Source organism: Litoribacter populi (assembly GCF_007483685.1).
Lineage (GTDB): Bacteria > Bacteroidota > Bacteroidia > Cytophagales > Cyclobacteriaceae > Litoribacter > Litoribacter populi.
In genome coordinates this window covers 1,374,748-1,398,207 of sequence record NZ_VMKN01000001.1, presented here as the reverse complement: position 1 = coordinate 1,398,207, position 23,460 = coordinate 1,374,748, and the positions used below count along the sequence as shown (strand labels likewise).

Below are 23,460 nucleotides of genomic sequence, written 5' to 3'. Positions count from 1 at the left end.
TTAGTAGCGTTTAGAATTGACTTTGTAATTTTCAATAGTGTCGATCTGCGAGGAGTCAGAAACGGTCTTTTGGTCTACTACCCATTTACCACCTTCCACTGCATCCGGTCCGTCATCATTTGCTTTGCTGGTTGGTGACAGGGCTAAAAACTGGCCTTCCATGTTACACATGTGATGGGTTTCTTTCTCGGCTTCATTAAAGATTAGTTTTACCATTCTGTTGAGCGGTTCAAGGGCTGACTCTATCCTGTGATATTTATCAGGCTTGGTACGCTCATCAGGTTTAGGGTGTATGGAAATGCCATGACGTTTGTTGGCTTCCTTGATTTCCATTTTTAAGCTTTCATCTATCCATGGCCACTCTATATAGAAATAGACAGGTACCGCACCATTTACCCACTTCATTATTTCGTAATTCCAGTCGAGCATTTCGGAAGTGGTGACCTGATCACAATAGATTTTGATCACATGGTATTCATCCCTCCATTTTCCTATTAAAACAGTGGCTTTGTAATCACCCCGTTTTTTATAGGATGGATCTGTATAGGCCACTAGGAATTTGTATTCCCTTAGCGGCCTCATTTTTCCATAGTGGATTTTCTTGAATACTTTCCCTTTAATGATGGGTGTATTGAAGTACTCTTTTTGTGCGGAAGCCCAGCTAATCTTTGATAGCACCCTATCAATCATTGCCTCGGTGTTTTTCTGAGGCCATGATGATTTGCCGTCCTTGTTTCGGATGTTTACGACACTGTGGTGATCGGCCATTTTGATGGCCTTTTTGATACAGCAGTTTTCCGCTATGATGTTACCGCAGAATATCACCAGCATGGGTTTAGAAATAGACCGTGTGGCATATACAGCCTGCTCGAACCACTCCCACTTATTGTCTACTATTTCAGAATTACGGCAATCCTGATCGGTATCAAAATCATCCATCAAAACCACATCAGGTCTTACCTCTTCATTCCTGAAACCTCTCGGGGATTGACCTGCACCGATGGCAACAAAGGAGCATCCCATCTTGGTCATAAACTTGGACTCCTCCCAAAAACCATAGGTCTCTTGATTGCCATAATCGTTTATGAGCCTGTTGTTATTCTCAAAGTTTAATTTGTAAGGTTTTAGAAGGTTGGTAGCCGCTTCTTTAGAGGCTGAAATAAGCAATACAGACCTTTTCTTTTTGGTCATGGCCAGCTTAATCACTTCCATCATCGTACGTGCGGACTTGGCCAGCTCCCTAGACCATGCCCGTACCTCGTACCATTCGGGATTGTTCATGATCCTTTTGGTACTGGCTTTATGGAAGGCGGCAGGCTCGGAGGAATAGTAGTTGGGGAAATAGTATTTAAACCATTCCTCATCATTGGCCTCTAGCCTCTTGATCCGCTTTAGCTTTTCCTCCTGGGATTCGGATTGGTCTACGACTGTCGACCGCTGGAGGTCACGTATGTATTTATCCCAATCGTTAGCGGCCTGTCTTACGGTAGTTTGGCTCATAGCTTTGATTTGATAAATGCATCAACATATCTGCTCAGCTCCTGAGCCTTTTCTAAATCCACCTTTCGGATAAATTCCAGCAGTTGGGTACAGGCGTGTATGATTTCGGGCAAGGCGGCTGAGGTTTCCAGCTCCTTGATGTCCTTTACCAGTTTACGCCTTACGTCTCCCAATTTGCTGTCCGCAAATCTTTGCCCCGCCTCTTTGGTTTTGACGAACTCATTGATTTCAACCAGCTCCTCTAAGAGCAGGCTCATTTGCTCCTCTCGTGTCAGCAGGAAATTGCGCTGTAGCTTTTCCCAGCCTTCCTCTTTATACCATTTGTTCATGGTCTGGGGAGATACACCGACTTTCAAAGCGGCTTCCTTTTGGGTAAGCTTTTCCTTTGTGATTAGGGTCTTTGCCCAGTCCTTTTTTTGTGCGTTGGTAAGTCCTTTTGTTGCCATATACCCCAAAAGTGCGCTATATATAGGGCTTTGGAAAATTGTGATTTTCTAAGCTAGCAGTAAGTGTAAGCTTAAGCTAGCAGTAAGTGCAAGCTTAGAAATAGCTGATTTTCAGGGGCGAAAAAACCGCTTTTCCTTTGTGTCATACCGAGCGATAAAAAGCCCAACAGCACATGACACTAAAGAAAAGTACCAAGCGGTTTACCATCTCCACTGAAGCGGAAAACATTAAGGATTTCTCTGTGAGAACAGAAGGCATAGACCTGAGCGCCTATGTATTGAATCCCTTAATGCTCTGGATGCACCAGCGGCCAAAGGGCGTAAGTAGGGATGAGATATTGCCCTTGGGTAACTTTTTGGATTTGGAAATCAATGACGGCAAGCTTTCCGGTGTTCCGGCATTCGACACAACTGACACGTTTGCAGTGTCCATCATGAACAAAGTCGAGAATGGAACCCTACGGATGGCCTCTGCCGGGTTGGTTCCCATAGAGTGGCGTAACCTGGACGGCAAAGTATGGCTTTGGAGGTCTAAGATGGTGGAGATATCCCTAGCGGATATCGGCTGTAATCCTGAGGCCTTGGCCGTGGCTCTATACGATGAGAATGAAAACCTCATCACCCTTTCCCAAGATTTTCTAACTCAAATTTCCAATAACATGAAGCTAATTCAATTATCGGCTGATGCTGTATTGCCTATCATCGGGCTAGCCGCTGACGCCAAGCCTGAGGAAGTACAGGCCAAAATCCAAGAGCTGGTGACGCTAGCGGACACGCAAAAGACCACCATAGACACTTTGACCACCGAGAAAAGCGAAGCTGAGCAAAAGGTTACCGAAGTACAGGAAAAACTTGATACTCAAATCAAGCTGGCTTCTGAGGCTAAGATTACCGCTTTGGTGGACGGTGCCGTAACGGCCAGAAAAATCACCGCCGATCAGAAAGCCCATTTTGTAAAGTTGGCCGCTACTGACTTTGACACTACCAAGGCTATCCTAGACGGTATTGCCTCCGCTCCCTCTGTAAAGGAGCAAGTAAACCAAAGCAAGGCAGACAACAGCTCTCAATATGAAAAATTGAGCTGGAGCGAAATGGACAAAAGCGGGGTGCTTATCCAGCTGAAGGCTGAAAACTTCGACCTCTTTAAGGCCAAGTATAAAGAAAAATTCAAAAAAGACTATCCGGGTTAAAAGCACCTTTTAAAAGCTTTTAAAACAACCTTTCAAAGAATCATCAACCTAAATTTTATAATCAAATGAAGTGGATCAAATTCCTATTTAATGTAGTGATGGCAATGTTCATCGGAGCGGCCGCACAAACCTACCTTGGCCTCAATGCCTATGCGGTAGCAGGTACTGTAATGACCGCAGGCGTGGTACTGCCCTTGGTAGCTCCCCAGCTTGTCAAGGACACGGCCTTTATGGCCATAACCGTAGAGATATGGCAAAACCATATCGAGGAGGAGATTTTCAAGAAAAATACCTTTATGCGGAAATCCTTCAATGCGGATGAGTATGTCATAGGCGGTAAAGTGGTGCATATCCCTCAGTCCGGAGGTTCTGGTAACGTGGTCAAGAATAGAGCCAACCTGCCTGCCGCTGTTCGCAAAAGGAATGATACGGATATCGTGTATGTAATCGATGAGTTTACCACCGATCCTGTAGTAATTCCAGATGCAGACACCAAGGAGCTGACTTATGATAAGCGTAGTTCCGTACTTGGTGAAGACAACGACAAGTTGGTGGAAGTAGTAGCGGAGGAAACTTTGTATAACTGGGTGAACAGCCCTGTGTACGGGGTTTATGGAGCTACCACCCTACCTAGTAAAAATATCCTGTTGACCTCCGGTGATGCGTCTGCGGCTACGGCTACGGGTGCCACGGGTGAAAGGAAAAAAGCGGCATTGGTTGACCTTCAAAGAATGGCTACCAAGTTCAAGAATGAAGGTAGATGGTTTGAAGGTAAAATGCATGCGCTTTTGACTCCTCAAATGGAGGCTGATTTGTTCCCTGCTGACTCATTGATAACGGCTACCTATATGGCGGCAGTGACTGAGGAGGAAAGAAGGAGAGGTATCATGTACAAGGTACAGGGGTGGAATATCGAATCCAGAAGCACGGTGTTGAGGACTGATGGTGACGGTGGCATCATCGCTCCGGGAGAGGTAGGCGACACCGACCATTGCGATGCCGCATTGTTCTGGTATGAGAACGCTGTGGAATTCGCTTGGTCTGGGGTAAAGGCCTTCCAGACCATTGGAGACCCTACCTATTACGGTGACCTGTATTCCTTCCTAGCAAGGTCTGGTTCCAGAGCCAGAAGGGCAGGTTATGAAGGTGTGGCATTGCTGAGACAAACCCCAACTGTCTAATCGATGTGGGCGGGCAAATTATTGGCCAGCTTTGGGTATGGGAGTCTGACGGAATTTGCCGTCAGTCTCACTCCCAGCCTGAAGTATAGCGGCATCACTACCCTTACCCTATCAGTCAGCTCCTTGAGTGTGTTGGTGGTGCGGATATTCGGATTGGATGCCTTGGCGTTTGGCGTGTTGCTGGTTGCCTTTGCCTTTGAATTGATATCGGGAATAGTCAATTCCCGAAAGAAAAAAGAGCCTTTTGAATCCAATAAGCTCAGCCGCTTTTCCATCAAGACTACTGGCTATCTCCTTTGTATTTCTCTCACTCACGTAATGGCCTCCAGCTATAAATTTCAGGGCAATGAAACTGCCGCTGTCATACTGGATTGGATGCATGTCTTTTTCGTGATACAGACGGTGCTTGAGCTGATAGTAAGTATTTCGGAAAACATCTCGGAGCTACATGGAAAGGAAAAAACGCATTGGATTTCAGCACTACAGAAGAAAGTAAATTCCTTTTGGAACCTATGAGACAGATAGACAACATCTTTATTCATTGTACAGCGGGATTTGGCGATGTGGCCGCAATCAGAAGATGGTGGAGAACACCAAAGCCCCAAGGCCCAGGCTGGAAAAATGACGGTTACCACTTCTTTATTTATACGGATGGCACCATTGAGCCATTGATGCCGATAGACCGGGTGAGTAATGGGGTGCAGGGATTCAACAGTAATTCTATACACATAGCCTATCAAGGCGGTGTGGATAGAAAGAACGTGAATAAGGCGGTGGACACCCGCACGGATGAGCAAAAGGCTTCCATCCTCTATGTAATCAACGAGGTAATGGAGGTCCTGAAAAAGCACCAGTCCATTGAGCATATCAAGATTGCCGGACACCGTGACGCAAGTCCGGACAAAAACGGCAATGGTGTAATAGATCCATGGGAGCGGATTAAGGACTGTCCGAGCTTTTGTGCAATCCCAGAATACAAGTGGATCACCGGTAAGGTGGCCATGCAATCTAAAAAACTGGTATGGAGACAAAGCGAATACTCATTATAGGTTCAGGTTGCTTTGGTCTGGCAGTGGCCTTAGCTCTTGGCGGGTGTACTTCTACTAGGGTAGTCTCTACCCATGATCAGGAGGAAAAGAGCCTGATTGAAGTAGCGAGGGAAAATACCCGAATAGATACCGAATATTTCGGAGACATTCTGAAAGGTGACTACCCCTTAAAACCGCTTTCTGAAATCCCTCAGGTGATCAGAACCCAAAGCGGAGGAATGGAACTGGAGCTGAGTATTACGGATGAGGGCGTAACCTATCGGGCAAAGGCCAAGCCCGTTGCACGGTCCACGCTCTCGAGCGAAAAAAGCGGGGAAACCTACTCACATAACTGGTCGGAGCGGTCAGAGGATTCCAAGGTTACCCGCAAAAGTTGGAGGCTCCCATGGTGGGTGTACCTCTTGGCCCTAGGGTCTGTAGCAGTCGGAGTACTGCGAGTTTTAAATAAAGTTAAAAACCCTTTTAAACTCTTTTAAAAGATGGCAAAACACAATACAAGGGCGGATAAGCTGAAAGTAATATTCGCCACATACCCCAAGCAAGATGAGGTATTTATGACTTCAGATGACAGGGCATTCTTTACAGCGCATCAGGCCGATTCCCATGGACAGACCTTGAAGGATCAGAAAGTGGGTCACTATACCAGACGGTTGGTAGAGGCTTTTGTGAAAGCAAAGGAAACGGAGGAGACCGAAACGGGTGACGCTGTAAAAGGTGCAACCCTGACCATCAATGCGGATGAGACTCCAAAGGACGAAACGCCAAAGGATGAAGCCCCAGCGGATGAGGCTCCAAAGGACGAAGCTCCAGCAGGTGAAACTCCAGCGGATGAGACTCCAAAGGACGAAGAATCCCCAAAGGAGGAAAGCAAAGAAGTTGATGAGCGTGAGGCTTTGTCAGCAAGGTTCCAGGAATTGACTGGAAAGAAGCCAGCCCATAACATCAAGCTGGAGAATCTGAAAGCGGCTATTGAAGCTGCCGAAAAGGAAAATCAATCTAACCAATAATAAGCAATGGCAACAAAAGTATTTTCATACGGGGTGCGCTCCGTAAAAGCAAGCCTTATCGACCCTGTGACGGGTTTGGCGGTGGAGTTGGAAGATGTGGGAGAAATCTATAGAGATACCATCACCTTTACCCAAGATGATCCAACGGTAACGGATCACCCGGCAGAGCTGAAAGATGATCCTATCATTTCCGTGCAGAGGAAAGGTGCTAAGAACCTAGCCCTTTCCCTTATGGACACCTCAGCGGCCAACTGCCACAAGTACCTTGGCGGTACGGTAGTATCTGTAGAGGGTGAGCCAGACGAATGGAACGAAGGAGACACGGCTGAAGACATCGAAATGGCCTTTGAATTTGAATTGGAGGATGGTTCGACTTATGGCATCCGTAGGGGTAAAGTGATGGGTAAGCTCATCCCGGCTCCTACCAAGGTGGGTATGACCATGATCCAGATTCAGGTAAAGCCACAGCAACCACTTGTTGCAGGGTTGTCCTCAACCTACAAGCGTAACCCGGCCTAATGGAAAACCCGGCTAAAGAAAAACTAGCCGCCGACTTGATTTTAAAAAGGGGCGTGCGATTGCCAATGCGCGCTCCTTTTTTTCTACGGTGGATAGGCAAAAAAGAAATCTCCCTGAGGGTCACCGCCCCCTATGACGGCACCCTTACCCGAGTGGCCAGCTACTACCTGTCTACAGGTCTCCAAATAGATGACCTTACCGACATCAGTACAGAGGATGCCTTGGCCATCAAGGTGCGGCATGGTGACAAGCTTAACAAGGCTGTGGCCTGTGCCTGGCTAAACGGCTATTGGGCTGGCAAGCTCTTTACCCGCCCGTTGGCGTGGTATCTCAAGTGGCACGCCAAATCGGCCGATATCTATACCATTGCCATGGTATTACTCATCCACGGCGGTGTACAGGATTTTATGATTACTACCAAATCGGTAAGCCTAATGAGGATTACGTTGCCGAATCTGGGTCATCAGGAGAAAGGGAGTTAAAAGCTACTGGCATGCATAGCCCTTTTGGCTTTCATTACCAAGTCTGCAAGCTGTTTGGCTGGACCATGCATGAGGTACTTTGGAAGGTGCCTCGAGCGCAAATCATGCTGATGATAGCAGACCAACCGGGTTTTGTGAAAGCCGACAAAATAGTAAGAAAAGCAAGTAAAAAAGACCTTGACGGCCTCTTTGGCCTATAAAGCAAAATGGAAAACTTCGAGCCTATATCCGTACAGTTTTTAATCAACTCCGAGGAGGCGAAAGCCGAAGCGGCCAAAGTAAAGGCCGAAATCCAAGGAGTAGAGGCATCGGCCGAAAAATCCGCCCAGGCGGTGAGCCAAAAGATGGGCGTGCTGTTTTCCGATTCCGCCAAAGAGGTGGAAGCTTACAAAAAATCAGTGCAGGGCTCGGGCATGACGGGTGCCCTAGCTTCTTCACTGGGAATAGACAAGGCACGTGAACAGCTGGAGAAACTGATTGCCATCAAATCCCAGCTGGAGGAATTTTACCGCTCCGGTAAAATCGGAGCTGAAGAATACGAAAAATCCCTAGCCAAACTATCCGCTACCGAAACCCAGCTCCGCAACGCCCTCGAGGGCAAAGCACCCGATCAGCAAGGCACAGGTTCCGCTACCGAAAACCAAGTGTTGCAGGAAAGGAATACCCTGCTTTCTGCCGTATCTGACCAATACCGGGGCTTGCTGGAGGAAGGCACCAACGCCTACAAGAACTTGGATGCAGAATCCAAAAGGCTTTTATTACAACTCATCAACAATAAGGAGGCACTGAAAGAAGTAAGTGCAGCCCAAAAAGACCTTAACACAAGGTTTCAGGAAGGGGAAATCAAAGCCAACGATTTTACCAAGGCTCAGGCGGCTTTAGCGGCCAAGGAGGTAGAACTACGGGCAAACCTCAAAGCCACTACAGCCGAAATAGCCAACCAAGGGAAAACCCTTGGTAATCAGGAGGTGAATTTTAACAAGCTGGATGGCTCGGTGACACGGGTAAGTCGAAACTTCACCTCCTTTGCCCATTCCGCATCAATGGGCTTGACGGGGCTGGCTTCCAATCTACCCTCCATGGTCGAGGAAATCGGCAGGATGAGCGCCGAAACCCAAAAGCTGAATGCAGAGGGGCAAAATACCCCATCGGTATTCAAACAGGTGGTGTCCGGCATATTGAGTTGGCAAACTGCCCTGATGGCGGGTATTGCCATAATTGCGATGTACCGAAAGGAAATTGGGGAATGGCTTAGGGGATTGTTTTCCGGTAAGGATGCATTGAACGCTCTTAAAATTAGTCAGGATGCCTTGGCAAAGTCCGTGGAATCCACTGATTACAAGAAATCCATCACCGAGCTATCAACCCTAAAGGCAAACATACAGCTGGCCAAAGAGGGAATGGTAGCCGCTAAGGATGTGATTGAGCAATACAATGAGGGCATTGGTCAGGTAGTGGGTCAGGTGACTTCACTTAATGAGGTAGAGCAAAAGCTTATCGACAATGCGGATAGGTATGTGCAAATGGTCATGTATAAGGCCGCCGCCAAAGTGGCCGCCGATCAGGCCGCCGAGAAGATGGTCGAGCGTGAGCAAAAGAGATTTGAGCTTGAGCAAAAGCTAATTGAAGCTCAAGAAAACCAAGCCAAGCAAATGCAGGGGAAATTGAAGATGTCCGGAACTGGTGCCAGCTCCAACAGGTCTTCAGCTGATAACCTTGTAAATACCATTACTTTTCAATTACAAGAACTTAACTCAGCCGCCGAAAAGGAGGCAAAAGAATTTGAGGAAATCATTACAGGTTTCCAGAGGCTTGCCGCTGGAACTGGCCTGAACATTTTCGATCCCAAAAACCCAAACAAGAAAAATGTAGAGGGTGATTCCATTTTACAGAAGCGTCAAACCCTTATGGATAAGCTTGACGCATTGGATGCCGAGTATGCCCGTAAATCCCTGACCAAGGATGAGGAGGAGCTACAGGCTTTGCGTGACAAGTTTGCCAAAGCCCGGGAGCTGGTGGAGCGGTTCAATGCCGACCCAAAAAACAAGGAGGCAAGGATAGACCTTACCGGGCTGGATGAGGTGCAGACGCAAGCCGAAAGCGACCTGCTGTATAGGCAGGAAACCAAGGTGCTTACCAAGGAGCTGGAGGAAAGAAGGAAGCTTTATGAAGAGTATGAGGCTTATAAGGCTGAGGTAGGAAGGGAACGTGCAAATGAACGATATGGCCAGGAGCTGGACACGGCTACAAGATATATTGACCTGATTCAGGCCGAATATGATCAGCTGGCCATGAAAACTGAAATGTCCGGGCCTGAAAAAGAAAGGTTTGAATTTTTGATTTCCGAAAGGGAGGCTTATGAGAGAAAGGATGAGGAAAGAAGGAGGCAGGGCTATGACCAAGCCCTAAAGGACAACCAGACTTTTCAAGAGAAATTCTTGGCTGAGGAAAAACGGTTTCAAGATGAATTGACCCTTTTATTAGAGGCTGGGGAATATGACAAGGCGGAGATTGCCAAGGCGAGGCATAGGGAGCAAATGGCTAACCTCAAGGATCAGCAAATCAAATCACTGGGATTGTTTCAGGATCTTTTTGGCGGGGTGGAAAGAATGGGCGTGATGGCTATCAGGAGGGTTATTCAGGAAAGCGAAAACCTTCTGAATGAGCTGATAGAAGCTGGCGCCATCAGTGAGACCATGATTACTGATGTGGAAAAAAGATTGGCAGATTCCAAACAGGCCATCATTGACCGATCCGCCAATTCCCTGTTTGAGGCTTCCAGAGGATTCAATGAGATATCCCGATCACTTAGGGGCATAAACAATGAGCTGGGGCAAAGCTTGCAGAAAACCGCCAACATGATGACTGTGTACGGCGAGTATGTACAGGCTAATCTAAATGTTTTGGAAGGTGCCTTAACAGGAGACCCTACCGCTCTGATTGCTGGAATCACCGGGCTATTCAATACAGCGGCAAAGCTCTTTACAATTAGTAGCCGTACCAAGGATGAAAACAGGGCGGCAAGAGAGGAAATCCAAAAATTCTATGATGATGCGATAAAGGGTGAGATGCAATATCAAGCCCTCATGAGGCAAAGGGAAATGGACCAAGCTGGTAGAGGTGAGACGGCGTACAATGCCCTTATCAAACAGCTGGAGCTTTTGAAATTCCAGGCTCCCGAAATTGAGGAGGCTTATAATAAGATTTTTTCAGCCCTGCAGGGGCAGGAGTTTGTAGAGGGGCAGGGCTATAAACATGGTACTTGGTTCAGATCGGCCAAGACTTGGGATATCATGGCCTCCCTTGCAGGGTCGGATTATGAGCGGCTGGAAAAGCTGTACATGGAGGGCAGACTTGAAGGTCAGGCCAAAGCAGATTTTGAGGCACTGAAGGCTTTAAGGGAGGAGCTTGAATCAGTTGGGCTTGATGTAGAGGATTTACAGCGTCAACTCAATGAGATGCTGACAGGCACCAACAATGCGGGCCTTTCCGATGCCATGACCGATTTGTTTAGAAACGGCAAAATGGCTGCTCAGGATTTTGGGGATTCCTTTGAAGAAATAATGAGGCGTGCCATTCAAAATACCTTCCGCTACCAATACATGGAGGAGGCCATGCAGCCCTTTTATGAGGAGCTCGCAAGGATGATGAACGAGGGCACCCCAACAGAGGCCGAAATCAATGAGCTGAGGGCTATGTATGAAGGGATAGGAAAAGATGCGGCTGAGTACTGGAAGCAGGTTGAAGAAATAACCGGGGTTGACCTGAGTAATGCAGAGAGTTCCCAACAAAGAGGCCTACAGGGTGCGATCAGGCGTGAGATGACAGAGGCCACAGCCAGTGAATTAGCAGGACTCAAAAGAGCCGATTACGATCTATCCAAACGTAACCTTGAGCTAAACGAAAAGCGGTTCATGGTCGAAAAACAGCACTTTGACGCCACTATGAAAATGATGCAACACTCAGCCATGATAGAGGCCAATACGGCCGCTACGGTGGTGGAGTTGAGAGGAGCTGTAACAGAGCTAAAAACCATCGCCAAAAACACCAAAAAAGACCAAACAAGTAGAGACTTCGGAATATGATATACAGAATAAACGGCAATGATGCCATACAGGCTTATGGGCTGTACTTCAAGGACGGGACTTTGGAGGAGCTGCTTAAGGCTCCGGAGGCAAAGGAGGGGTATTCCTTCAGCTGGGAGGATGAGGACGGGACGGATAGGGACCTTTCGCAGGTGTATTATGAGTCCAGGGAACTGGAACTGCCTGTATTTCTCTGGGGGAAGGGCTTGGCTGATTTCCGTGTGAAGCTGGCGGCTCTGAAGGCTCAACTGATGAGTGGCCAGCGGATAAACCTTGATAACATGGAATTGGGCCAGCGGTGGAAACTACTGTACAGGGCCATGAGTGATTTTGAGTTTTCGGGCGGGCTGGCTGGTGATGTGGTCGCCACATTCACCCTCTCCCTCCTCGACGACTACCCAACACAAACATTTCAAATAGACTAACAATATGGCAGTATTAAGATTCTGGTCGGGCATGCAGCGCAGGCTCGGCATCAAGACAAATGACAAACTTCTCATCGGAAACGTGGACAACGGAAACGGGGAGTATATAGATGTAAATGACCTTAACGGCATTCTATCCTTCCTAAAGCAAGGTGATTTCGGTTTAGGGTCACAGGGTTTAACTAACTCCTCAATGAGTGATTCTAATAATTTTGCTCAGGGGTGTCGTTTTTTTCGAGCAACAGGAGTAAATTCACCCTTTGACTTTGCGGGAATGGGTATTCATGTAAATTACTCATCTACACGTTCAGCTCAAATTTGGATGGCTAATGATACAGATTTTTTACAGTTTCGGACGTCTCGCGAATCAGGTTGGGGGAATGTTCGAACTGTTTGGCATAACGGTAATTTATCAGACCCAGGATCATCTCCAAAGTTCAAGGAAAACATTGAAGAGTTTAGTGATTCCGCATTAGATATCCTTCAAAAACTGAAGATCAAAAAGTTTGACTACAAAGATGATTTGGATGGCTGGGCAACCCCACATAAAGGGGTTAAAGGATGTATTGGATTTTTATTGGATTCTGATGCTCCTGAGGAGATTAAATTAAAGAAAAAAGATGATGATAGAAAAGAATTTATCGACAAAGATAATTTCAAAACTATTAAGGGTGAGGTTAAAACCCATGATGATTTTTACAACAGTGTAACCATGACAGGTCTCTTAATTAAATCCGTTCAAGAACTGAAAGAGGAAAATAATAGACTGAAAGGTGAATTAAACCTGATAAAAGAAAAACTTGGAATATGAACCTTAGCATTTTCCGAAATAGCAATATCATAACCACCCTAAAGCTGGACCAACAGAGCGTGTTCAACCACCAGTTGTTAGGTGAGCACAAAGTGACCGTTCAGGTCTTTGTGTCCGCTCCCATTGACTTCCAGTTGGGTGATTACATTGAGGTGGGTGCAGAGAAATTCTACCTTAATCAGGTGCCTGAAGCCACAGTCCACGCCAAAAACAAAATCGAATACAATCCCGTATTTGAGGGCGAAATCTATGGCCTGTATGACAAGATCATCATGCACGAGGGCGAGGCTGATTTCTCCTATTTCGGAACCGCTGAGGACTTTCTTTTGCTGCTTGTCGGCAACATCAACCAGATCAAGACAGGCTGGCAGGTCGGGCAGGTAGAAGAGACTGAAGGCAAGCTGATTTCCTTCACCTCCGAGTCTTGCCGTGTGGCATTAACCAAGATAGCACAGGAATTCGGTTTGGAATACCGTCTTGCAGGGCGTGTTATTGACTTGGTGAAGCTGGTAGGCAACGACACCACTTTGGTGTTTGAGTATGGCAAAGGCAATGGACTTTACAGCCTAACTAGACAGAATATTTCGGATGCCAATTTGGTGACAAGGCTTTACGGTTTTGGAGGGTCGAAAAACATTGATTTCAACTATCGGAACGGTGCCAATCGGGTGACCTTTGAGGGCAAATACCTTGAAAGGAACATAGACCTGTACGGCATTCGGGAAGGTTCAGTGATATTTGAGGATATTTTCCCTGAAAGAACTGGAATCGTGACATCCATCAATGAGGAAGATCCTTTACAAATCACGGATACCTCCCTAGATTTTGACATCAATAATTACCTTTTTGAACATGCCCCCGCAAAAATAGTATTTACCACGGGCTCATTGGCAGGTAATGAATTTGAGGTCTATCGCTATGACCATGCGACTAGGACAATCTATTTCAGTCCATTTCAGGAGGATGATGGTTATGTTTTGCCAAACGAGACAAGAACCGCCCTTCTAAATGACAGGTACAAGCTGGTGGATATCCGTATGCCGGAAAGCTATATTGAGGATGCGGAACAAAGGGTTCAGGATGCGACACAGGAGCTGTTGAACCAGAACAGCGTTCCGCAGGTGACTTATGGGCTGAGCATTGACCCTTTGCTTGTCAAGCTCATCAACATCAGTCTCAAGGTAGGTGACCGTGTGCGGGTTTTGGATGCCCGATTAGGGCTTGATGCGGTAATCAGGATAAGCGAGCTTTCCTTTCCCCTTTCACGTCCTGAGCAAATCACTGCTACCATATCCGAGACTGTTCCTTACACCGTGCAGGAAAAGCTGATACAGCAGACGGTCAACAATCAGAAAGTAATCAGATCGGTTGACCGTAGAGCTGTTGAGCTGGCAAGGCAAAACGCCTCACGTTTCAGGGAGCTTCAGCAATCGGTATTTGATGCTGATGGTTATTTCGATCCCGAAAACATCAAGCCCCTGAGCATTGAGACGATGATGCTTTCCGTGGGAGCCAAATCAAGCAACTTCCAACTTGCTGGTGTCCGCTTTCAGCCAAACTGGAACGGCAATCCGGCACAGTTGCAGGTCAGCGCAGGGCAGCTGAATCACTTGGAGCTGGAAATAGAAGGCTTGGGCTTTACCTGGGCAATGGATGCAAGGAGCTTCACAGGTTTGCAGAATGCGAGCCTCTATTACATTTATGCAAGGTGTAGTATAACCCAGCTGACAGGCACTTGGGAATTGTCCACCCAGCAACTCACAGCCGAACATGAAGCGGGTTTCTATTGGTTTTCCATAGGGGTGCTTTATGCGGTTTCGGAAGGCAGGCGGGATATTGCATTAACCCATGGCATGACCTTCATCAATGGCGACACCATTACAACTGGTCGGATAAAGTCGCTCAATGGCCTGAACTATTTCGACCTCGTTCAAAACCAGTTCAGGATAGGCGACAATTCCAGCGCTTTGGATTGGAACGTGACCAACCAAGATGCATTGACCCTACGTGGCGTATTGGTGCAAAACCAAGGGGGGGCATCCGAAATGATAGGCGTTTTCCGTGGAGCCTATAACCCAAGCGTGACTTATTACAAAGGCGATGAGGTGACGGATGAAGGAAGTACTTGGAGGTATATCGATGACACGCCAAATTCAAACAGAAAGCCAAGCCTCAACCCGGGCCAATGGCAGGCCAAAGCGCTAAAGGGTCAGGACGGCACGGGTATTCAGTTCAAAGGGACACTTACCAGTACTGGACAATTGCCCTCAAGTGGAAATGTCGATGGTGACACCTACATTATTGCAGGGGATGGCTGGACATGGGACGGCTCAAACTGGAACAACGTAGGCCCCATCCGTGGGCCGAAAGGCGAAGACGGTAGAAGTGCCGGAAGGCTCATGTTCAGGGTAGGCGAAAGCGCTACCGATGCGCCTTCCCTGCAATCCAACACCGCCAACCCGCCAAACTGGACCTTGACCATTCCGCAATCGGACGGGTATATTTTCCTAGGAGACAATGACGGGAATATCATAGAGGATGAAAACGGTAATAGATTTCATTTCGGCATTGCGCCTGAATTTGTCTGGGTGATATCCGAGATACTGGATGGAGAAGGCAACTGGACGGGTTGGAGTGGTCCTACAAGGCTTACAGGCCGTCAGGGGGTGACCGCTGATTATACTGAGTTTCGTTTTGCCAAAAACGGCAGCACCACTTCACCGCCTACTTTGGATTATGCCGAAAATGAGCCTTTGGGCTGGACAGTTGCACAACCTGAGGTTGGCGCTTTGGAGTATCTCTGGATGACTTCGGGCATCAAGGATGATGAGGGTAATCTTAGGGGGCAATGGGGTGTGCCTGTGAGAGCAAAGGGCGTACAGGGTGATGCAGGAGACAAAGGAGACAAGGGTGATCAGGGTGATCGAGGGGTAAAAGGTGACAAAGGAGATACAGGGGATAAAGGAGACAAGGGGGACCGAGGCGACACAGGCCCACAGGGCCCAAGAGGTCCGTTTGTCACCTACAGGGGAAATTATAGCAGTTCGGCGATATATATGGGTTCAGCCACAAGGGTGGAATGTGTGAAGCACAATGACCAGTATTATGTGACTAGGACGGATGCAGGCAGTTTCTCCAATGTAGTTCCGACCAATACGGCAAGGTGGAATGTGTTCGGGGCTTCGCTGGAGAGTGTGGCCACTGGCTTGCTATTGGCTGAACTGGCTTATATCGAAAATTTGGGGGTTCGTTTTGTGCGGACTTCAGAAAGCGGTAGACGTCTGCTGATCGATGGTGCAAACAATAGAATGAGGTTCTGGAACCAACAGGATTTTCTTTCCGTGGAGCTTTCCGATGAATTTGAAAGTGATCCGAATGGGGGCGGTCCGGTAGGTGGTCTGAGGTTTACTAAGTATATCCCGGGTACAAGCAATGATGACGTGACGAGGGTTTCAGGCAACGGGGTGCTTTCAAATGCCTCAGGGGTCAATGCTTCTACGGGGGTTGGTAACACGGTTTTCGGGAGTTTGATAGGAATTTGCAGGCGGCTGTATGACGGCCTAAATGCGGGCGTTGTGGGGCTAGTTGGTGTAGCGGGTGGGCTTGCTGCCTATTTCGGCGGCACGGTTCAGATCGGACAGAGGGACGGTCTTACAGGGAATTCCGTAGGCAGCGGACGTGGGCTAGAACTGAACGGGGCGTTGGCCACAGGTACAAGGCAAGTTAGCTCCAATTACACCGTTTCAGATACCGATCACTTTATAACCACCTACAACAGCGGCCAGATCGGCATCAACCTGCCTACAGACCCGCACCGTGGCCGTGAGATCATCATAAAGCGTGTCGGAGGAGGAGCCGTATTTGTCAACCCACAGTTGGCAGGCAAGCAAATATTCGGAAGACAGTTGTACACCATTTCAACCCAGTTTGGGTTGGGCGGGGCTGTTGGCTGGTGCCACACATTCAAATTCGATGGGCAATACTGGATGTACAATGTGTCGGGCACGGAGTAAAAGAACCCCCGGCCATCTCGAGTTAATATTCCACTAGTAACCAAGATAAAAGCGCATTCCTGCACTGACCGGAGGTAAGGTCTTTCTGTGCAGAAATGCGCTTTTTAGTTACTAGTGGAATTCAAATTTAACTCAAATAATAGAATAATGGAAAAAGTAAAACCAAAATTAAAGACGCCTATCAGTTGGAAGATTGTCGAAATAGAGAGAACTATCAGCTCCAGTAGGACAAATCGCAAGAAAAAACCCGAGTGGATTGTAATGAATTATTGATGTTGTATGCCATTTGAGAGGGTTTTAAAGTGTTTTTAAAGCCTTCTCAAATATACTTAAAAATGGGACATCTTGTTTTTTAAATTGGGGCGATTTTTGGTACTTTTGGATTTGGCGATTTTAAATGCTGGAATTATATGACATGATTGTTTTTTTTTGCCTGGTATAAAATCCACCCTAATTGAGGTAAGCAGTGAGAAACATCTGCTTACCTCAGATTGGGCTGCCGCATGAGCCGATCAGCATTTGTAATCAGCTCATTTTTTTGGCATAGTTGAGCCAATTATCCAAATTAATTGGCTCATGGTTATAATTGCCAATTGCTCACGCTCAGTGCTCAGCACCCCGCCAGAAGGGACAGAACCCTCCCTTGGGGTACCCCTTTGTTGTGAACCCATCCATCCGAAAACGCCCACTCCCTGTCCCAAATCGGACACCCCCACCCCTATCCTTCCCCCAAAGAATCGGTTACAGGCACATTTCTTACTTGGCTTTATTTTAGCCCACACCCCATGCATGCAAGCATTAGAAGAAGGCGTGTTTTTCGGCAAAACCACCAATACCCAAAACCTCCATGGGCTTACGGTCACCGACACCATTTATACCCATGACAGGGTGGATTGGCATTATCACAAAAATGCCTACTTTACCTTTATTTTAGCGGGAAACCTTTACGAAGAGAACAAAAAGGACCGCAACCATTGTGGCGCAGGATCCTTGCTATTCCACAATTCCCAAGATCCCCATTACAACCTCAAGCCACCAGGTTTTGCCAGAGGCCTCCATTTGGAAATCGAGGACAATTGGTACGTGCGACAAGCTATGGACAACCAATTGTCGGAAGGCAGTTTTTTGGTTCAAAATCCGGCTGTAAAACTGGAGTTCTACAGGATGTTTAGGGAGATGCAAATGGTGGATGACCTCTTTTGCCAAGCCATAGAAGAAATTACCCTAAATATCATCGGGAAACTTTCGGCCATTAAAACCTATCCTCTTACCCTATGGCCCAAGCAAGTCCTAACTTATCTATATGACACCTATCAGGAGCCACTATCGCTGAAGAAGCTTTCCGATGAATTGAATATCCATCCCGTCCACCTGTCAAGGGGGTTTTCAAAACATTTCGGAATGACCCTAAGCGACTATGTAAGAAGGCTTAGAATCGAAAAATCCATTTCCCTTTTTCCGCAACAAAACCTCTCCCTTACAGAAATTGCCTATGCCTGTGGCTTCGCCGACCAAAGCCATTTCAACAGGTGGTTTAAGGCTTTTATGCACACCACCCCGGCAAAATATCGGGCTTTGCTGAGCACATGTTAATACCATTCTATTTATATGCTTGGAATCTCCTTAGCCTTGTAAAAACTTAAAAGACATGAAGACAATATACCTCCTACTGATTCTGGCTATCGCCAATTTTAACCCTTTTACGGCTCAGGGACAGCAACGATTACAGAGCCACAAATCCGGAAATCCTTTGGATATGGCTTCCCATCCAAAAATCATCGCCTTGGACAGTGCCATCAAGAATGGGCAATTCAAAAACATCAACAGTATACTGGTAGCCCAGGATGGGGTTACCCTCTATGAAAAGTACTACAATGGATACGCTGAGGCCTCCCACCACGACACCCGGTCAGCCACCAAAAGCATCACGGGTATGCTCATTGGATTGGCTATCGAAAATGGTTTTATCCCCTCAGAAAAAGAGCCTGTCGCTGCCTATTTTGAAGACCAACAACCATTCCTGAATCCCGACCCCCGGAAACACGAAATAACCATTGAAGACCTCCTTACCATGAGTGCTACACTGGAATGTGACGATGACAACCAATTTTCCAGGGGAAATGAAGAAAGGATGTATTTGATTGAGGATTATTATAGGTTCTTTCTGGATCTACCGATACGTGGCTATGCTGGCTTTGCCACCAAACCTGAAGAACTCCCTTTTGGCAGGAGTTTCAGTTATTGCACGGCCGGTACTGTATTACTGGGAGGCATTTTGGAAAGGAGTACCGGCATGAAACTGGAGGATTTTGCAGACCGGTACCTATTCCAGCCATTGGGTATTGAAAACGTAAAATGGCAAATCACCCCCATGGGCAGCCCTATGACAGGTGGCGGTCTGGGCTTAAAAAGCAGGGATTACCTGAAGCTTGCCATGCTCATGCAGCATGAAGGACAGTGGCAGGGAAAACAACTGCTCTCCCAGGATTGGGTAAGGAAATCTGCCACCCCTCAGGTTTTCGTCAGGGACTTCCAAGGTTCCAAATACCAATATGGGTATTTGTTATGGCTACAGGATCTGGGACCGGATGACTCCTACCCCACCTTTTACATGTCTGGCAATGGAGGAAGCAAGATCGCAGTCATACCCGAGCTTTCCCTGTCAGTGGTGATTACAAGCTCAATGTATGGCTCCTTCCAAGGCCATCTCCAATCACAGGAAATACTATCAGACTACCTGATAAATGCAGTACTGGACCATAACCCCAAACAAGAAAAGTAATCAAATCAAACGATGAAAACCATCACTACCCGGCAGCTGGACCCCGTGCAAATCCAAGGTGAACCAAATTTGGAATGAGGGAAGCCAAAAAAACCTGCCAGGTTTCAAGGGTTGCGAAAAACTTGGCAGGATCCAGAAGACGTAATGGGGAAATCTACATCTCACCACTTTCCTTTTATTTGAAAAATGGATTCACGGTACTGCCTGAAGAAAGCCTGGAGTCAGGGAGAATCTCAGCAGTAAAGGGAAGTTGGCTTAAAATTAGAACATAAAGCAGAAAATAAATGTACATAAAAAAAGTATGGGCAATTGAAAATGCCAGTTACTTGGTTAGCAAAGCAACCAATAAAATGATCCCGGATGGTTGCCTTGAAATTATTCTGATCAAGGGACAGGGAGCATGCTTCACTATCAAAGACTTATCGTTTCCATGCCAAGAGGGAGTCTACTTGGGCGGTCAGTTGACAGCGTCCATTGATATGGAAATCCTACCTCAATCCAAACTATATTTTTTAAAAATATATCCCTGGATCAGCCCTCTGATAACCAGTTTTCCCATATCCAAAACCACCAATAGCATAACACCCTTTAGTGAAATCAACAGCCAGCTAAACCTAAGGCTTCACCCTGGCCCATTCGATTTCAATCTTGAAAGATGTGTAAAAATATTCGAAGAAGAGGTTGAAAAGCAAAGCCCTGGAAAAAACATAGAAACCAATGTTATGCTAAAATCCTGTACTAGTTTATTGGACTACACCCGGGAATTCAGCAAATCCAAAAAGGATCTTCTTTTGGATCTCAAAATCTCCTCAAGAACTTTGGAAAATAGATTTAACCAATACATTGGATTGTCTCCCAAGCAGTTTGCCAATACCATGAGACTAAGGCGAGTGGTGGAGAAATTACTTTATGGCACAGTGGACTCCTCCTTATCGGCAATTTCCTTAGATTATGGTTTTTTTGATCAAGCTCACTTTATCCGTTCTTTTAAGTCTATTATGGGAGCACCTCCCACAAAATTAAGCATGGAAAAATACTTCATTCCAAATTCAGATGAGCAGTTTCGTTTTTATACAATTTAATCTTCTCCTTCCGCTTTTACTTTGTGAAAAATAGTTTAAATGATGAACAAAACGCTGCTATTACTCTTTGTTGCAATTGTGTTTGGAAGCTGTGACAGCAATAAAAGTATCCAAAGACAAGCTCCACCACAAAATATCCAATCGGAAAACCCCCATTACCTTAAGCTTATTGAACGAAAAGGTACCGCCTATGAAAAAGGTTACCAATACGGCGTTCAGATGAAAGAGGATATTGCTCTCCAATTGGCTGTTTGGGATTCAGTTGTAAAGGAAGGCGTAAATCTTTCCCAAGAAGAAATTTACAGACTCATTGCTGAACAAACCGGATTCTTGGAAGCGATTAACCGGTATACGCCAGACTTATTGGAGGAAATTAACGGCATAGCGGATGGAGCGGAAGTAGACCGGAAGGCCCTTCTGTGTTTTAATTTGGCTGAAGAGGTCATGAATTACTTCCAGAATGGATACGAAAGCTGTACCAATGCTGGAGTTAAAAACGAGGATGAAAATTTAATAGCCTATAATCAGGATCTACCGGCATTTTTACACGGCAACAATACTCCTATTATCCTCAATGATGAGCATACATTTCTATTTGCTTTTCCCGGCTCTATTGGGACCAGTGGCATGACAAAAGATTTTGCTGTAACCTGTAATTCCCTCCCTATGCTTCATATGAACAAAAGAGGCTTACCGCTATCGTTTATGGTTCGCAAACTTTTGACATTCCCCAGTATTGAAAAAGCTAAGGACTTTCTTCAGGAAACACCTTTAGCCATTCCCCAGAACCTGATGATGGTCGACCGAAACCAGATCGTCAACCTCGAAATATCTGCAAATCAATTGGTAGAACACCAAAACCCAACCTCCGATAGGTTTCTTTATCATACCAATCATCCATTGGTCAATACAGATTTTAGACAGGGAGTGGAAAGGGAAACTGTCTGTGAAAGATTTAACCACCTTGACAGCCTTTTCACCAGTTTCCCGGAGGCTGAACATTTTCCACCCAGTCTACTTGAAAAAGCAATGTCTACACAGGCACCTGCAAATATCAATTCAAAAGACACATACTTCAGATTTATAGGCAGATATCCACAAAACAAAAATTTTCCACCATCTATGGTGGTTTACAATCCCCAAAAGGGTAAAAAGCCTCTGGTACTTACTTTCAACTAAATACAAAATCCTTTCATTTATTGTGAATTACAAATGAGGGAAATGAAACTTTTCCCCAATAGACTTACCATGAAAAAAATCCATTTAACGATCGTATTGACTGTGGCCATCCTATTCATCAACGTGGTGGCCTGCCAGGCACAAAAAACCGCCAGTGATGAAAAGAGTATCCAAACCTTATCCGGTGAACCCATATCAACTACCGACCTTGATCAATTCTTGAAAAATCAAATGGAAACTTTAAAGATTCCCGGTCTTTCCATCGCCGTGATCAATGATGCTGAAGTAGTGTACAACAACCATTTGGGGGTAATCCGAAGCGATTCAGACGAAAAGGTAAGTCGCACGACCCTTTTCGAAGCAGCCGCCATGTCCAAATCTCTTTTCGCTTATTTTACCATGAAAATGGTAGAAGAAGGCTTACTGGATTTGGACACTCCATTGTATAAATATATGCCCTATTCCGATATCGAGCATGATGAGCGTTACAAACTCATTACCGCAAGGATGGCTCTTTCACACACTACCGGTTTCCCAAATTGGAGGTTTTTTAACGAAGACGGCAAACTGGACATCAAATTCACCCCGGGCACCCAATTCCACTATTCAGGTGAAGGGTATGAATTTCTTGCAAAAGTAATAGCCCATCTCAAGGACAGGTCCTTGAAAAATTTGGATGAGTCATTTCAGCAAGAGGTTGCCCGGCCATTAGGCATGAAGCATTCTTATTTTACCAAAAACGATTATGTTGTAGCGCACAAAGCCTATGGACATTCGGGTACCGAAGTGGAAAAAATCGGTGGTATACTGACTTGACAAAATTTGGTGCGGCACATAGTCTACATACCAACACCGATGACTTCTCCAACTTCATGATTGCTCTTCTAAAAGAAAAAGGGCTAGAAAAAGACCTTTTCAATGAAATGCTTACAGAGCAAGTACGGCTTCCAGAGGACGATGGCCTGAGAGAGGATTTTGGATTTGAAGCTTGGAGCCTAGGATTTATATTAGCTTCTACTCCTTATGGTGTAAAATATGCCCATGGAGGCATGAATGAAAATTTCCAATCATACTTTATGTTGGTAAAGGATAAAGGATTTGGTTTTGTGTTTTTCACCAATACCGACAATGGCTTGGAGATATTGGAGCCATTGGAAGAGCTTCTTTTAGGGGGGCTGAATAAATAACTTTAACCCGATCTGATAGCCGCATTTTAATAAGCATATGAAAAAATTGATGTTTTTGCCCGTGCTCATCGGCTTGTGGTGCAGTTCCGCCTGGGCACAAAGGAAAATAGATTTCAGGGAGTTGGGTGGACAAAATCAGCACCTTGGCGGGAATTGCCCAAAACTTGGCAGAAGCCAAGGTTTTCTATGGAGAGACCAACTATATCAACGAGGAATTGCAACACTACCACAATGTAACTAGGGGCGACCTAAAAAGGGTGGCAAATGAATACCTGACCATGGATGGCCGGGTGGTACTACATTATTTACCCCAATCAGCAGAATAGATTTATTAACCTAGAAAAAGTCGCTTGGGCTGTCGTTTTGGGGCTAAACACACCCAGGGTGGTGGGGAGGTATGTGGAATATTGCTGCTGGCCTGAAGCGGGGCAACTATGACCTACCATGTCACCAAAGCCCTGTTGCTGAAACCAGTGGATGTCTTTGAATGGGGAGTGAAAGGCAACCTCCTAACCTCCTCAA

Annotated in this window: 23 protein-coding genes; 21 read left to right on the top strand and 2 right to left on the bottom strand. The window is 46.2% G+C overall.

Annotation, left to right across the window (positions count from 1 at the left end; translation table 11 throughout):
- Together FPL27_RS06080 and FPL27_RS06075 are read right to left on the bottom strand one after the other, a co-directional pair.
- Complete coding sequence (locus tag FPL27_RS06080) at positions 1-1,500, bottom strand: hypothetical protein (RefSeq protein WP_143960238.1); 1,500 nt, start codon at positions 1,498-1,500, stop codon at positions 1-3.
- Positions 1,497-1,946 carry a MerR family transcriptional regulator gene (locus tag FPL27_RS06075; protein WP_143960237.1) on the bottom strand — a complete coding sequence of 150 codons (450 nt, stop codon included), beginning with the start codon at positions 1,944-1,946 and terminating at the stop codon, positions 1,497-1,499. The genes FPL27_RS06080 and FPL27_RS06075 overlap by 4 nt, the downstream gene beginning before the upstream one ends.
- Before the next feature lie 173 nt (positions 1,947-2,119).
- Between FPL27_RS06075 and FPL27_RS06070 the strand changes: the two genes are divergently transcribed.
- From FPL27_RS06070 to FPL27_RS05970, 21 genes are all read left to right on the top strand, one after another.
- Positions 2,120-3,136, top strand: a complete 1,017-nt coding sequence (locus tag FPL27_RS06070) for a phage protease (protein ID WP_143960236.1) — start codon at positions 2,120-2,122, stop codon at positions 3,134-3,136.
- Between the two features lie 65 nt (positions 3,137-3,201).
- Positions 3,202-4,317 carry a hypothetical protein gene (locus FPL27_RS06065; RefSeq protein WP_221936582.1) on the top strand — a complete coding sequence of 372 codons (1,116 nt, stop codon included), beginning with the start codon at positions 3,202-3,204 and terminating at the stop codon, positions 4,315-4,317.
- A gap of 3 nt (positions 4,318-4,320) precedes the next feature.
- On the top strand, positions 4,321-4,833 hold the full coding sequence (locus tag FPL27_RS06060; protein ID WP_143960235.1) for a phage holin family protein: 513 nt from the start codon (positions 4,321-4,323) through the stop codon (positions 4,831-4,833).
- Complete coding sequence (locus FPL27_RS06055) at positions 4,830-5,366, top strand: N-acetylmuramoyl-L-alanine amidase (protein ID WP_143960234.1); 537 nt, start codon at positions 4,830-4,832, stop codon at positions 5,364-5,366. The genes FPL27_RS06060 and FPL27_RS06055 overlap by 4 nt, the downstream gene beginning before the upstream one ends.
- On the top strand, positions 5,339-5,842 hold the full coding sequence (locus tag FPL27_RS06050; RefSeq protein WP_143960233.1) for a hypothetical protein: 504 nt from the start codon (positions 5,339-5,341) through the stop codon (positions 5,840-5,842). Before FPL27_RS06055 ends, FPL27_RS06050 begins: the two co-directional genes overlap by 28 nt.
- Before the next feature lie 3 nt (positions 5,843-5,845).
- Positions 5,846-6,373: a hypothetical protein gene (locus FPL27_RS06045; RefSeq protein ID WP_143960232.1), complete on the top strand. Its 528-nt coding sequence runs from the start codon at positions 5,846-5,848 to the stop codon at positions 6,371-6,373.
- Positions 6,374-6,379: 6 nt separating this feature from the next.
- A complete protein-coding gene (locus tag FPL27_RS06040) occupies positions 6,380-6,892 on the top strand; it encodes a hypothetical protein (protein WP_143960231.1) in 513 nt (170 codons plus the stop codon).
- The gene (locus FPL27_RS06035) at positions 6,892-7,374 is read left to right on the top strand and encodes a hypothetical protein (protein ID WP_143960230.1); all 483 of its coding nucleotides are present in this window, start codon (positions 6,892-6,894) and stop codon (positions 7,372-7,374) included. Before FPL27_RS06040 ends, FPL27_RS06035 begins: the two co-directional genes overlap by 1 nt.
- An 11-nt stretch (positions 7,375-7,385) precedes the next feature.
- A complete protein-coding gene (locus FPL27_RS06030; protein WP_143960229.1) occupies positions 7,386-7,574 on the top strand; it encodes a hypothetical protein in 189 nt (62 codons plus the stop codon).
- A gap of 6 nt (positions 7,575-7,580) precedes the next feature.
- Positions 7,581-11,459 carry a coiled-coil domain-containing protein gene (locus FPL27_RS06025; RefSeq protein WP_143960228.1) on the top strand — a complete coding sequence of 1,293 codons (3,879 nt, stop codon included), beginning with the start codon at positions 7,581-7,583 and terminating at the stop codon, positions 11,457-11,459.
- Positions 11,456-11,884, top strand: coding sequence for a hypothetical protein (locus tag FPL27_RS06020; RefSeq protein WP_143960227.1), 429 nt, complete (start codon positions 11,456-11,458; stop codon positions 11,882-11,884). The genes FPL27_RS06025 and FPL27_RS06020 overlap by 4 nt, the downstream gene beginning before the upstream one ends.
- A 193-nt stretch (positions 11,885-12,077) precedes the next feature.
- The gene (locus FPL27_RS06015; RefSeq protein ID WP_185974312.1) at positions 12,078-12,695 is read left to right on the top strand and encodes a tail fiber domain-containing protein; all 618 of its coding nucleotides are present in this window, start codon (positions 12,078-12,080) and stop codon (positions 12,693-12,695) included.
- Entirely contained in the window at positions 12,692-16,708 is a 4,017-nt protein-coding gene (locus FPL27_RS06010) for a phage tail protein (protein WP_143960225.1), read from the top strand. The genes FPL27_RS06015 and FPL27_RS06010 overlap by 4 nt, the downstream gene beginning before the upstream one ends.
- A 789-nt stretch (positions 16,709-17,497) precedes the next feature.
- A complete protein-coding gene (locus FPL27_RS06005; protein WP_143960224.1) occupies positions 17,498-18,301 on the top strand; it encodes a helix-turn-helix transcriptional regulator in 804 nt (267 codons plus the stop codon).
- A gap of 55 nt (positions 18,302-18,356) precedes the next feature.
- Positions 18,357-19,490 carry a serine hydrolase domain-containing protein gene (locus FPL27_RS06000; protein WP_143960223.1) on the top strand — a complete coding sequence of 378 codons (1,134 nt, stop codon included), beginning with the start codon at positions 18,357-18,359 and terminating at the stop codon, positions 19,488-19,490.
- A gap of 74 nt (positions 19,491-19,564) precedes the next feature.
- A complete protein-coding gene (locus FPL27_RS05995) occupies positions 19,565-19,762 on the top strand; it encodes a hypothetical protein (protein WP_143960222.1) in 198 nt (65 codons plus the stop codon).
- Between the two features lie 12 nt (positions 19,763-19,774).
- Positions 19,775-20,572, top strand: a complete 798-nt coding sequence (locus FPL27_RS05990) for a helix-turn-helix domain-containing protein (protein ID WP_143960221.1) — start codon at positions 19,775-19,777, stop codon at positions 20,570-20,572.
- A 39-nt stretch (positions 20,573-20,611) separates the two neighbouring features.
- Positions 20,612-21,751 carry a C45 family autoproteolytic acyltransferase/hydolase gene (locus FPL27_RS05985; RefSeq protein WP_143960220.1) on the top strand — a complete coding sequence of 380 codons (1,140 nt, stop codon included), beginning with the start codon at positions 20,612-20,614 and terminating at the stop codon, positions 21,749-21,751.
- Between the two features lie 69 nt (positions 21,752-21,820).
- Positions 21,821-22,567: a serine hydrolase domain-containing protein gene (locus tag FPL27_RS20120; RefSeq protein ID WP_185974311.1), complete on the top strand. Its 747-nt coding sequence runs from the start codon at positions 21,821-21,823 to the stop codon at positions 22,565-22,567.
- On the top strand, positions 22,564-22,938 hold the full coding sequence (locus tag FPL27_RS20115) for a serine hydrolase (protein WP_185974310.1): 375 nt from the start codon (positions 22,564-22,566) through the stop codon (positions 22,936-22,938). The genes FPL27_RS20120 and FPL27_RS20115 overlap by 4 nt, the downstream gene beginning before the upstream one ends.
- A 125-nt stretch (positions 22,939-23,063) precedes the next feature.
- On the top strand, positions 23,064-23,264 hold the full coding sequence (locus tag FPL27_RS05970; protein WP_143960217.1) for a hypothetical protein: 201 nt from the start codon (positions 23,064-23,066) through the stop codon (positions 23,262-23,264).
- The last annotated feature ends 196 nt before the right edge of the window (positions 23,265-23,460 follow it).